This window comes from Verrucomicrobiota bacterium (genome assembly GCA_019247695.1).
GTDB lineage: Bacteria > Verrucomicrobiota > Verrucomicrobiia > Chthoniobacterales > JAFAMB01 > JAFBAP01.
In genome coordinates this window covers 40,638-52,669 of record JAFBAP010000100.1, presented here as the reverse complement: position 1 = coordinate 52,669, position 12,032 = coordinate 40,638, and the positions used below count along the sequence as shown (strand labels likewise).

8 protein-coding genes are annotated in these 12,032 nt (G+C 60.7%); 3 read left to right on the top strand and 5 right to left on the bottom strand.

Annotated features, from left to right (window positions below):
* Window positions 1-145: 145 nt before the first annotated feature.
* From JO015_11130 to JO015_11120, 3 genes are all read right to left on the bottom strand, one after another.
* Window positions 146-1,156 carry an ABC transporter permease gene (locus JO015_11130; protein MBV9999651.1) on the bottom strand — a complete coding sequence of 337 codons (1,011 nt, stop codon included), beginning with the start codon at window positions 1,154-1,156 and terminating at the stop codon, window positions 146-148.
* Window positions 1,157-1,210: 54 nt separating this feature from the next.
* Window positions 1,211-2,734 (bottom strand): sugar ABC transporter ATP-binding protein, encoded by a 1,524-nt coding sequence (locus tag JO015_11125; GenBank protein ID MBV9999650.1) that lies wholly within the window; start codon window positions 2,732-2,734, stop codon window positions 1,211-1,213.
* Between the two features lie 125 nt (window positions 2,735-2,859).
* Window positions 2,860-3,825 (bottom strand): sugar-binding protein, encoded by a 966-nt coding sequence (locus tag JO015_11120; GenBank protein ID MBV9999649.1) that lies wholly within the window; start codon window positions 3,823-3,825, stop codon window positions 2,860-2,862.
* Window positions 3,826-4,203: 378 nt separating this feature from the next.
* Between JO015_11120 and JO015_11115 the strand changes: the two genes are divergently transcribed.
* The 3 genes from JO015_11115 to JO015_11105 all read left to right on the top strand — a co-directional run bounded on the left by JO015_11115 (window position 4,204) and on the right by JO015_11105 (window position 6,701).
* The gene (locus JO015_11115; GenBank protein ID MBV9999648.1) at window positions 4,204-4,386 is read left to right on the top strand and encodes a hypothetical protein; all 183 of its coding nucleotides are present in this window, start codon (window positions 4,204-4,206) and stop codon (window positions 4,384-4,386) included.
* Between the two features lie 30 nt (window positions 4,387-4,416).
* On the top strand, window positions 4,417-5,934 hold the full coding sequence (gene araA / locus JO015_11110) for an L-arabinose isomerase (protein MBV9999647.1): 1,518 nt from the start codon (window positions 4,417-4,419) through the stop codon (window positions 5,932-5,934).
* 71 nt (window positions 5,935-6,005) lie between these two features.
* A complete protein-coding gene (locus JO015_11105; GenBank protein ID MBV9999646.1) occupies window positions 6,006-6,701 on the top strand; it encodes an L-ribulose-5-phosphate 4-epimerase in 696 nt (231 codons plus the stop codon).
* Between the two features lie 127 nt (window positions 6,702-6,828).
* On the opposite strand, the gene JO015_11100 is transcribed toward JO015_11105, so the two are convergent.
* Together JO015_11100 and JO015_11095 are read right to left on the bottom strand one after the other, a co-directional pair.
* The gene (locus JO015_11100) at window positions 6,829-8,220 is read right to left on the bottom strand and encodes a 6-phosphofructokinase (protein MBV9999645.1); all 1,392 of its coding nucleotides are present in this window, start codon (window positions 8,218-8,220) and stop codon (window positions 6,829-6,831) included.
* Entirely contained in the window at window positions 8,217-11,612 is a 3,396-nt protein-coding gene (locus tag JO015_11095; protein MBV9999644.1) for a hypothetical protein, read from the bottom strand. The genes JO015_11100 and JO015_11095 overlap by 4 nt, the downstream gene beginning before the upstream one ends.
* Window positions 11,613-12,032: the final 420 nt, after the last annotated feature.

The window sequence follows — 12,032 nt, the reverse complement described above, 5'->3', positions numbered from 1 at the left end:
ACACCGACAGGCGGTACCCATGATGCCACTCCGAACTCCGAACTCCGAACTCCGAACTCCGAACTCCGAACTCCGAACTCCGAATTCCGCACTCCGAACTCCGCACTCCGAACTCCGAACTCCGAACTCCGAACTCCGAATCCCGCTACCGTGCGGCCTGGGTTGGCGTGGTCGGAGCGGCAGGCGTCGTGGCTGCAGGCGCCCGGGCGAGAACCTGTTGCTTCTTCTTACGCTGGCCCGAGATCTGATCCACCAGCACGCCCAGGAAGATAACCGCCCCCATCACTGCGAAATTCAGGGAACTCGGTATACCCAGCAGGTTGACCAGGTTTTGCAGCACCTGCAGGAGCGCCGTGCCGATGATGATTCCGATGATGGACCCTTCACCGCCGCGCAGGCTGCAGCCTCCGAGCACGGCCGCCGCGATGGCATAAAGCTCATACGATTGGCCATGGTTGGCGGGCGAGATCGAATTGGTGTAGAAAGCGATGAGAATACCCGCGATCGCGACCAGCAGCATTTCGACTGCGTAGGTGCTCAAAATGATCATCCGGCTATTAATGCCGGAATACCGGGCGGCGTCCTCGTTTCGCCCGACGGCATAGAGGTAACGCCCGAACACTGACCGGTGAAGAACGACATAACTGATGATGCCGATAATGATCAGCAGTACGAACGGCATCGGCACGGGCCCGACGCTGCCCGTCGCCAGGTGACGCAGCAACTCAAAGCCCGTGCTGCCGAAACCCTTGGTTTCGTCATTGGCGATGAAGCGGGCCAGGCCGCGGTAAAAGAGCAGACCGCACAGGGTGACGATGAAGGGCTGCATGCGGATGTAGGCGATGAACCAGCCATGCAGGATTCCCAGGAGAACGACGCCGGCGATGACCAACAAAACCGCCACGGGCCACGGCAGGTTCCACTCGCGCAGCATGATGGCTAAAATCACGCCCTGGATCGCGAAGACTGATCCCACCGACAGGTCAATGCCGCTGGTGATGATCACCAAGCCCATGCCGATGCTGAAAATGCCGTATATCCCGATCAGCCGGGCCATGTTGGTGAGGTTGGAAGCACCCAGAAATCGCGGGTTCAATACCGCCACCACTACACAAAGGACAACCAACAGGATGGTAATGCCGAGTTCCTTCTTCATATGGGAGGGGATTAAGAAAAGTCGATTTGTGAAAAGACCCTGGCGTTAAGGCTCTTAAGGCTCTCTGCGGCCCGTGGCCAGGCTCATGATGGCTTTTTCCGAATACTTGTCGCGCGATAGGATCCCGGTGATGTCGCCTTCGTGCATGACCGCGATCCGGTCGCTGACGCCCAGAACTTCCTCCATGTCGCTCGAGATCATGATGATGGCCACTCCACGGTCGGCCAGTTCGCGCATCAGCCGGTAAATCTCAGCCTTGGCCCCCACGTCGATGCCGCGCGTCGGTTCGTCGAAGATGATCAGCTTCGGCTCCAGGGAAAGCCACCTCCCCAGGACCACCTTTTGCTGGTTGCCGCCGCTTAAATTCATGGCCCGGGTCTCGATGGAAGGCGTTTTAACGCGTAACGCGGCTACCTGCCGCTTCGAGACCTCTTCCTCGCGCGCGCGGCTGATGAGCATCCCGGGCGAATAACGCTTGAGCCCCGGCAGGGTGATGTTTTCGCGGATGGTCATGCTGGTGATCAGTCCCGTATGCCGCCGGTCCTCGGGGACGAGGTAGATGCCGGCATTGATCGCCTCACGCGCATTACGAATTTTGAGCTCCTGGCCGCCCAGCCGCACCGTGCCTTCCAGGGGGGGTTCAACCCCGAAAATGGCTTGTGCCATCTCGGATCGGCCCGCACCGACCAACCCTGCAAAACCCAGGATCTCGCCCTTGGCTACCTCGAAGCTGATCCGGTGATGCGGCCGGTAGGCCGTGCGCAGGCCTTCGACCCGTAAATACCCCCGCTCCTGAGGCCCCTTTCCCTTGACAAAGAGGTCCTCAAGTTTCCTGCCGACCATCAACGCGACCATGTTCTCGTGCTTGATCCGGCCGCGCTCCAGTTCCCCGGCGTTGCGCCCGTCGCGCAGCGCCACGGCCCGGTCGGCAATCTGCTCGATCTCGCCGAGCCGGTGCGAGATGTAGATCACGCTCACGCCCGAGGCACGGAGGTCCTTGATGGTCGCCAGCAGCCGGTCGGTCTCCGACAGGGTAAGCGAACTGGTCGGCTCGTCCATGATGATGACCCGCGCGTTTTGCGAGAGCGCCTTGGCGATCTCGACCATCTGCTGCTGGGCAATCGACAACTGGTTCAAGGGCGTTTTGGGCGAGATACTCAGCCCCAGGCGCTTGAGGTACGCTTCACTTTCGGTCCACATCCGGCGCTGGTTTACCAGGCGCAGCGGCCCGCCGAGCAGCGGCTCGCGGCCCATGAAGACGTTGGCGGCGACGTCAAGGTTATCCAGGACATTCAGCTCCTGGTGGACGAACCCGATGCCCAGCCCGATCGCGTCGGCCACCTTGGAAATCGTGACCTTTTTTCCGTCGAAGAAGATCTCGCCCTCATCCGGCTGGTGCACGCCCCCGAGGGTTTTCATTAACGTCGATTTACCCGCGCCGTTCTCGCCGATCAGGGCCACCACTTCGGCGCGACCGACGGAGAAACTCACGTTGCTTAACGCCAGGACGCCGGGGAAACGTTTGGTGATGCCTTTAAGTTCCAGCAGGGGTGTCGTATCGACAACAGGGGTCGCCATAACGGGGGGTTACATTCTGATAGTCGCGAGCTACACGGCAGGTGGTTTGCCTGAATATTCTCCCCACGGCGAACGCCACCGGCACCGCGGGGAGAGGCAAAAGGCAGTTGATTAACCGATCACCATTATTTGCCGCGCAGCTTCTTCAGGTTCGCGGCAAACTCATCCACCTTGTCTTTCGTAATGGCCAGCGTCGGCACGATGACCTTCTTGTCGGCCGGCACCGCTGACTTATCGCCGTTGAGGTACTTGTCCATCAGCGTGATTGCCTGGTAGCCGAACTGGTAAGGCTGCTGGACCACGGTAGCAAAAATCGCGCCGTCCCGGACGCCCTGCAACGTCTCCTCTTCCTCGTCGAAGCAGACGATCTTAACCTTGCCCACCTTGTTGGAGTCCTTCACCGCGTTCAGGATCGCCGGGCCGTTATAGCTCCACAAACCCACCAGGCAGGCCACATCCGGGTACTTGACCAGCGTGTCGAGCACGTTAGCCTTGGCGCGCACCCGGTCGGTGTCATCGGTGCGGGCGTCAATGATCTGGACGTTGGAACCTTGCAACACCTCCTTGATGCCGCTGAAGCGCTCCCGGGCGTTCTGGGCATCGAGCGTGCCCACAAACACCATGATCTTTCCGCCTTCGGGCAGCGCCTGCTTGATCAGGTCGGCCGCTTGGCGGCCCGCCGCGACGTTATCGGTGCCCACGTAGCAGACCCGGTTGCTGTCCGGCGCGTCGCTGTCGTGGGTGAAAAGCAGCGCTTGCTTGCCGACTTCATCGAGTTTGATGGTCTCATTCTTCGGATCAACCGGGCTGATGGCAATGCCGTCGACTCCAGCTGACAGCAGGTCATCAAGGATGCGCGTCTGGGTGGCCGCCGTGCCGTCCTCCGGGATCCGGAACTGCACGTTGACGTTGCCCAAGTCCTGTGAGGCTTTGGTGGTGCCGGCGCGCGCAATGGTCCAGAAATCGGAGGCGTTGTTGGTCACGAACGCCAGTTTAACCTTTTTACCAGCCGCCTGGGCGCTGTGACTTGGGCCGCTCACCGCCAGGGCGCAGAGTGCGATAAGAAACCAGTGTGTAAGGGGACGCTTCATAGCTGTCTTCTAAATAAACTTCAAGATAAGGTTCAATCAATTAGATCAATGCTTTCTGAGCCGGGCCTGCCGTTTGCTTTGCGAGGGGGGAGGCCAAAATGGAACAACTCTCACCTAACCTGCAAGGAATGGGCAACCTATGTCCAGCTTTTTCGGGCTAAAACTTGAAGCCCCGGCTTTTTCCGGCCCGGCTCGCCGGACCGAAAAGGCAGGGACCCGGTTTCGCCTTTTCCGCCCTTGCCGAAAAGGCGCCACAAATCGAAGCGCATCTTTCCCCCGGACGGGGCCCGTACGTTCCCAAAGGTATTCTTGGCCAGCGGTACGTTACAGCCAAGGTGCCGCGAAGTATCGATCTGTGTGTAATCCCGAAGAGACATTATGTCGGTTGCCCTCGGATTTGATTACGGCACAAACTCCGCATCCAAGGAGCCGGCCTTTTCCACCGGCCAAGTGATCGGCATCGGCTGGGCGCCATGCGTTCGATGGTCTGAAGCAGAGTGCCGGTCTCTCCAGAACCGTGAAAACCTGATCCATCCCAAAGAAACCCAGGCAGCATCCTAAGTTCATCGTCTTCCCGCCCCAAAACACCCCATGAAAAATCTTGAGTCACCCGAAATCTGGTTCATTACCGGCAGCCAGCACCTCTACGGTCAGGATACCCTCCGTCAAGTGGCCGAACACTCGCAAAAAATCGTCGAGGAACTGAATGCCGATCAACGGCTCCCGCTGAAACTGGTGTTTCAGCCCGTGCTGACCCGGTCCGAGGAAATCCGCGCGCTCTGTATTCGGGCCAACAGCGCCCCGAACTGCGCCGGCCTGGTGCTCTGGATGCACACCTTTTCGCCCTCCAAAATGTGGATCGGCGGGCTGACCCTGCTGCACAAACCGTTCCTGCACCTTCACACCCAGTTCAATCGCGACCTGCCCTGGAGCTCGATTGATATGGACTTCATGAACCTGAACCAGGCGGCGCACGGGGATCGGGAGGCCGGGTACATTCACACCCGGCTGCGGCTGGGGCGCAAAGTCGTGGCCGGCCACTGGTCGGACCCCCAGGTGCAGGAACGGGTGGCGACCTGGATGCGGGTGACGCGCGGCTGGCATGACTGGCAGGGGGCCAGGTTTGCCCGCTTTGACGACAACATGCGCGAAGTGGCCGTCACCGAAGGCGACAAAGTTTCCGCCGAAATTAAATTCGGGTTCTCAGTCAACGGCTATGGCATCGGCGACCTGGTGGAGTACATCAACAAGGTCAGTGACAAGGAAGTCAGCCAGCTTTGTGCGGCCTATGAAGAGCAGTACAACGTCGCCGAAGAACTGCGTTCGGGCAGCACGCGTCACGAGGCCCTCCGTGATGGGGCGCGGATCGAACTTGGCCTGCGCGGGTTTCTCGAGGATGGCAATTTCAAAGGTTTCACCACCAATTTCCAAGTCCTTCACGGCATGAAGCAGCTGCCCGGGCTGGCGGTGCAGCGGTTGATGGCCGACGGCTACGGTTTTGCCGGAGAAGGCGATTGGAAGACGGCGGCATTGCTGCGGGCAGTCAAAGCCATGGTCGTTGACCTGAATGGGGGCCGCACCGCCTTCATGGAGGATTACACTTACCATCTGGCCCCTGACAATCACCTGGTACTCGGCTCGCACATGCTTGAAGTCGACCCGTCGATCGCCGAGGACAAGCCCTCGCTGGAAATCCACCCCCTGGGCATCGGCGGCAAAGAGGATCCGGTACGCCTGGTGTTCAACGCGCCGCCCGGGCCGGCCATCAACGCCTCGATCATTGACCTGGGCAACCGCTTCCGGTTCATCGTCAACGAAGTCAATGCCGTCCGGCCGCTCGAACCGCTGCCGAAACTGCCCGTGGCGCGGGCGGTCTGGCAGTGTCTCCCGGATTTCAAGACCGCCGTGGCGGCCTGGATTTATGCCGGCGGGGCGCATCACACCGTTTACAGCTATACAGCCACCACCGAGTACCTGGAGGATTTTGCGGAGATTGCGGGCGTGGAACTGGCCGTCATCGGTCATGACACGAGCCTGGGCGACTTCAAGCAGCAGCTTCGCAATAACGAGGTCTATTATCATCTCGCGCCCGGCTTGGGCAAATTGTGACGCCCGGCCCGTGGCTCGGCCAGGATACCTATAAATGACAAGAATCAAATCAGAGGAGTCGTACGGCTATCATGAGCAGCTATCGTGAGATCAAGGAAGAGTGTTACGAGGCCAACCTGCTGCTGCCGGAACACAGGTTGATCGACCTGACGTTCGGCAACGTCAGCGTGGCCGATCCCGCGCGCGGGGTTTTCGCGATTAAACCCAGCGGCGTTGACTATAGCGTCCTGCAATCAAACGACATGGTGATCGTGGACTATGGCGGCCGGATCGTGGAGGGGTCGTTGCGTCCCTCCTCCGATACCCCGACCCATCGCCGTTTATTCCAGGCGTTTCAAGGCATTCGCGCAGTGGTGCATACCCATTCGCGCAATGCCGTCGCCTTCGCGCAAGCCGGTCGGGAAATCCCCTGTTTCGGGACGACGCATGCCGATTATTTCTACGGCAGCGTGCCGGTGACGCGCATGATGACCCCGCAGGAAATTGAGTCCGCCTACGAATGGGAGACCGGCAACGTCATCGTCGAGCGTTTCAAGGATCTGGACCCGACGCAGATCTGCGCGGTGCTCGTCCAAAGCCACGGGCCGTTCGCCTGGGGCCCAAGCGGTAAAAAAGCCGTTGAAAACGCTTTGGCGCTGGAGGTCATCGCCGAGATGGCGATGAAGGCGCTCCAACTTAATCCGAATGCCCCGCCCATTCCCCAGGCATTGCTCGACAAGCATTTCCTGCGCAAGCATGGCGCCGCCGCCTACTACGGCCAGGCGTGACTCCGTGTCGGGTAACGGGTAACGGGTTACTGGCGTCAGGCCCCGCGCGAGACGCGGCCACGACGGGACGAGAAATCATAGCCTTCTCATGGGTGGCCCCTCCCTCCACCATCGCCCCCGTTACCCGTTACCCGATGTCCGGCGCGAGGTAACGAATCCGCTTGTTAACGTCGGTATTAACCGAGTGATAAGGCTGGGTAAGATTTGCCTGTGCGAAAAGCGTGGTGCGCTGGTACTCCATATCGTCGTAGCCGATGGCATCGGTGAAGATGGGCGTCAGATAATCGATGCCGAGGCGTGATGGTTTCATCCGCAGCGGATCGTACAGGTCCGGGTGCATGCGCCGGGCGTGGGTATGGCCCCAGCGGTCGCGGAAACGATTGGCGTCGAACCCGTCCACCTGGAAACCCTGGCTCGGGCTGTACTGGAGAATCGAAACGGCGTTGTTGCGCCCTTCGAGCAGCAGTTCAACGGCTTTTGCGCCGAGTTGTGCGGCGTAGAAGCGGTCAAACAGGATCGGTCTTCCGCCGCGCTGGCTGTGCCCCACTTTCCGGGTAAAGATCGCCTCCCGCGCCGACTGCGCGCGACGGTAAAGCTGGAAATACTTATCGCCGATCAACTGGATCAGTTTTGCCCGCAGCGCTTCCGCAGCGCCGCTGAGCTGGATATTGCCGGCCGGATCGGTGGTCTTGGTTTCGGCCCCGAGTTCACGCCCCTGCTCGTCCACGATGCCTTCGCCGCAGACGATCACGACGTTTTTCTGAAGATCGTAGAGCTGTTTTACCCGTTCAACCAGGCGTTCAAGTTCGAGCGGGTGTTCGGGCACCAGGATGAGGTCCGGCCGCCCGTACGCCGTGCCGAGGGCGATATAGCCGGAGTGGCGGCCCATGACTTCGATGATCGCGATGCGCCGGTGGCTCTCGGCGGTCGTACGGACGCGCTCGACGCCGTTGGCGGAAACATAAACGGCGGTGGCGTACCCCGGGGTGCAGTAATTAACGAGCTGGTCGAGCGCGAACACCGCCTCTGAACCGCTGCGTTTGTACTGGAACCCTTTGCCGCTCGGATCGTTCACGCGAATCATCTCATCGGGTTCGCTCGGGTAATTCAGGCCAAGGTCATTGTCGATCGTCTTCGGCGCGAGCACGGTAGGCAGCCGATCGGCGATCGGCTGCAGGCCGTTGAGCGTGCCGTCCCCGCCGACGCAGATCAGGCCTTCGATGCCAAGCTTCCCGAGCCGCGCCACGGCGCAGTCGAGGTCGTCCTTCTTGTCCGGATCCACGAAATCCCGTGACGAACCGACGAGCGTCCCCCCTTTGGTTGGGTCCAGCTCCGGGATTTCGTGAAATAGCGGGTTAAGATGCACGTGCGGCAGGCGCGGATTGAACAGGCTGTTAAACCCTTTGATCAGTCCGAAGATTTCGACTTTTAACTGGTTTGCCCGCACCACCGCGCCGTGGATGGTCGGGTTTAAGGCGGGCGTGTCACCACCGGCGGTAAGAATCGCGATGCGCTTCATGCAGGGTTTAGCGGTTGCACACCGATGGTTCCGCGCAACGACTTTTCGTATTCCGGCGCACGAATCGCGTCCAGGGTTTTGCGTGCCCGTTCCAGGCGGTCATCGATCCGAAGCCGGGCCGCTTCATCGCTGTAGTTCGATTTAGCCATGAACGTTTCCAACGTGTGCACGTGGCGAGCCCACAGACGGGCATTGACCTTCTGTTTGGCGGAAAGCCGCTCGGCGTACCAACCGCTCGCGAGCATGCCGTCACGGGTGAAAAGCGCGCGAATCTCGGGGTGAGCGAGATCCTTGCCTTCGAACTGCTCGTGCACCATGAGGTGCAAAAGCGCTCGCAATGGCGGGCAGGCCGACGCGATACTGCCATCATCAAAGTAACTTTGCGCGACGCGTCTTTGCGTGGCAATAATGTTTTCCATTCCGTCGGCGAAAACAGCGAGGTCCTGAAGCTCCGGCCGCAGCATCGTTTCCGTCAGGACGGCGTCGGGGTGGTTGAAAACGCGGCCGAAGAATGCCGCGACAAAACGTTTCGTGATCCGGTACCCGAGCAGGCTGGCGCGGACCGTGCGCCCGCTGTAGACGAAGTCGGAGCACTTTTCAAGGTAACCGCCGTCGATCAGAAACCGCGGGTCACGCTCGGCGACCGCCATACGCGACCAGATTTCCGGCACGAGGAGGCTGACGTCATGATCAACGCGGAAATGGGGGCCGGCGTAGCCCGCCGCGGTCACGAAGACGGCGTCTCCGGTCAGCAGGTAAGAAACCAGCGCAGCGTTCAGGTCGATGATCGGGGGCAGCGCATTAAAAGGGCCTTTGGTCAGGGCGCCCTCGGAGCCGACGCCCGTGGTCGAAGGCGATTTGCCGGTCATGCTGCAAATGAACTCCATAAAAAGCTCCGGCAGCTCGAGGTAATGGATCGGATTAAACACGGCCAGCGGGCGGATGGGACCTTCCGGCGGGTTATTGCGGCGGCCGGGCAGGACGGCGTTGACCGGCGCATAAACGGGTTTGCGGAGAGGAATGCGCCGGCGCAGACGCGTGCCGGCCTCAGCAAGGTAAGCGTCCCGCGGATTGGCGAGATCCTGCCGGCACTGCAGGTAACGCGGGTTTTTTGAGGGTTTGCCCTCCACGATGCGCGGGTGAGCCGAGGAGACGAAATAGGCGCCGTTACCCGCGTCGGCGGCCCGCCGGATCAACTCCTGCATCGATCCGGTGAACCGGTCAAAGGTGATCGCGTCTTCAACCAGACGGATCGCGTCGGCCCGGGCCAGCGGTTCGTAGTTGGAAAAGAAGTTTCCAGGCTGCGCAAAATCACACTCGGTCTGTTTATCGTACCCGGGATGGATGGCGTCATCCGGACGCTGAAAGAGTCGCTGTTCGGTGTTCTTGACGAACTTGACGGAAGGCTGGCGATACTCCGGATTCAGCCCCTGCAACTGGCCGGCAGCCACGACAACCGATGCGGTGATATCGTCTTCCAGGGGGACTTTCGCCGCCGGATAGAAATCCTTGCGCAACCCGAACGTGCGCCATGAACCGTCCGGATTGTAACCTACCCGCAGAAAGTTCGCCACGAGCTTGCGGTCATTGCATTTTAACTCGTGCGCGGGGACACCGTTGATGACGTCGACGCTGAAATGCTCGCGCCAGGTATCGCCCCATTCAGGACGATAAAAACGCTTCACCACAAAGACGAGTTCCTTGATGTACTGAGGGATCGAATCGAGCCAGGCCGAGTACTCGTCCGTATATTCGTCCGGCGCAGGCGTAAGCAGCTTGATCACCGAGCCCAGCGATCGCTCAGGGCTTAGGATCGGACGGCTCGCCGGCCGTTTGCGGCCGGCCCGGAAACGGCCCCCGTAGTTGCGGTTGATCAACTCTGCGACCCGGTCGAAGTCTTTGTGAAAATCCGCGACAAATACCGGCCCCTGGAGGATCGCGTCGCCGATCGGCTTGGAAATTTCCGATTTTCCGCCGCCCGACACCGTGCAGGGTTTATGACAAAGCGTGCCCTCGGCGACCGTCCCGATCAGGCGCCACGCCCGGCCCCCGGGCGGTTTGACCATTTGCACCTTGTAACCGGAAGGCCGGACGTAGGTGCGACCCGGTAGTAACTTGATCGAGTGGCTGGCGCCCTCATGGGTCCAGCTCACCGACTGCGCGTGCAGGTCAAAACAGACGTCTTCACGCACGTAAATGATGTCCGGAAACCGCTTGTCGACCGCGAAGCCTTCCGGACGAACGTCCATCAGGTCACTGTATAAGGATACCATCTCACCGTAGGTGTGCCCGGAACGGACCACGTGAAGGTCACCGCTGAATTTCTCGCCGAGGTCATAGCTCGGAAACACCAGCGCGCCGCCCGCGTGCTCCTCCTCGCAAAGCCCGAGCAGATTGGCCGAGTAGCTGAGCTGCGTTTTGACCTCCTTTTTGCAATAACCGAAATAGTTGTCGGCAATAATCGTGACGATGACGCCGCTCTCATCGCGGCAGGTCAGCTTGAAGGCAACGCCGTTGTTGTAGAGTTCGGCCGCGTCCCGCCAGCACACGCCGTCACGCCGTTGGCGCTCGGTCGCAGCCTCCCAGGAGGGTAATCCCAGGTCTTTCTTGCGCACCTGGGTGAGATGCGGCGCCAGAATCACGCACCCGGAGTGCCCCGTCCAATGCTCAGGGTCCAGCCCGGCGTCGTTCTCCGGCAGAAACGGATCTCCGCCGTTCCCGAAAATGCTCTCGACAAAATCGAGGTTGCTGACCAGGCCGCCCGGGGCGAAAAACCGGATCTCCATCGTTTTTTCCGTGGTGACTCCCGGTACGGCAGGACAAACTACCGGCCGCAACAGCAGGGAAACGAAGCATTCCGCCCGTTGCGCCTGCGCCGAGGTAAACGGCAGCTGCAGCATCGCCGGCGGGGGCGTCAGGGCCAGTTGGAGCAACCGGCCGAAGGCGCGTTTCGGCACCGCGACTTTGTCGTCCGGCACCGGCAGGCCGCCTTCAGCAATGTGGAAAGTCCCCTGCGTCGTCCGGCGGTCGCTCTTGGGATTGTGCAAAACCCCTTGAGAAAGCCGGTACGAATGCAGCAGGTCCGACTTGAATTCGTCGTTGCCCGGCGCCAGCGAGAGCGCCCGCGCCAACCCGGGCCGGTCCAGCACGAACGTGCGCGACGGCAGTTTCGCCAACGGCGCATCCTGCAGGTAATCGTACAAGAAGGTCTGGATGCGGTTGTCTGCCGGCGGGAGATAGTTGGCCAGCAGCCGGTGTACCTCCCGCTGATGCGCCAGCAGGGCGGCCATTTCTTTGAACTCGGCGCCGTCGCCGGTCTCGACCGTTGGGCACCCAAGGGCCGCCAGTTTGAGGTTGATGTATCGGATGAGTTTCTGGTCCGGCGGATTCAGGGTCTGGCTCATAGATCCAAGGTACGCCCCTGCCCATGCAGCAAGCGCAATGCCGAAGCACGGCGGGCACGGCGGAAGAGGAAAGCGTTCGGCGCTCGGGGTTCGGAGTTCGGAGTTCAGAGACGTCGTGTCACCGCATCCAATCGTCCGGCGGAGCACAGTGGGAAGACCGAATTCTCCGCGGAACACGCAGAAAAGAGGAAACATCCACAGATCACACAGATTGACACAGATGAAGACGACCCGGCGGCAACTCCAAGGCTGACACTCGCACCCACCCCCATAACGCCGCTCCGAACTCCGAACCCCGAACTCCGAACGCTTTCCCCTCTTCCCGCCGTGTTCGCCGTGTGAACCCTTACGTCGTGCCCGCCACACCCGCTGTGCCCGCCGTGTGACCGAACCCCGAACTCCGAACTC

Coding starts and splice junctions, on each gene's coding strand:
- JO015_11130 (MBV9999651.1), bottom strand. CDS start 1,156: ATGAAGAAGGAACTCGGCATTACCATCCTGTTGGTTGTCCTTTGTGTA.
- JO015_11125 (MBV9999650.1), bottom strand. CDS start 2,734: ATGGCGACCCCTGTTGTCGATACGACACCCCTGCTGGAACTTAAAGGC.
- JO015_11120 (MBV9999649.1), bottom strand. CDS start 3,825: ATGAAGCGTCCCCTTACACACTGGTTTCTTATCGCACTCTGCGCCCTG.
- JO015_11115 (MBV9999648.1), top strand. CDS start 4,204: ATGTCGGTTGCCCTCGGATTTGATTACGGCACAAACTCCGCATCCAAG.
- araA (MBV9999647.1), top strand. CDS start 4,417: ATGAAAAATCTTGAGTCACCCGAAATCTGGTTCATTACCGGCAGCCAG.
- JO015_11105 (MBV9999646.1), top strand. CDS start 6,006: ATGAGCAGCTATCGTGAGATCAAGGAAGAGTGTTACGAGGCCAACCTG.
- JO015_11100 (MBV9999645.1), bottom strand. CDS start 8,220: ATGAAGCGCATCGCGATTCTTACCGCCGGTGGTGACACGCCCGCCTTA.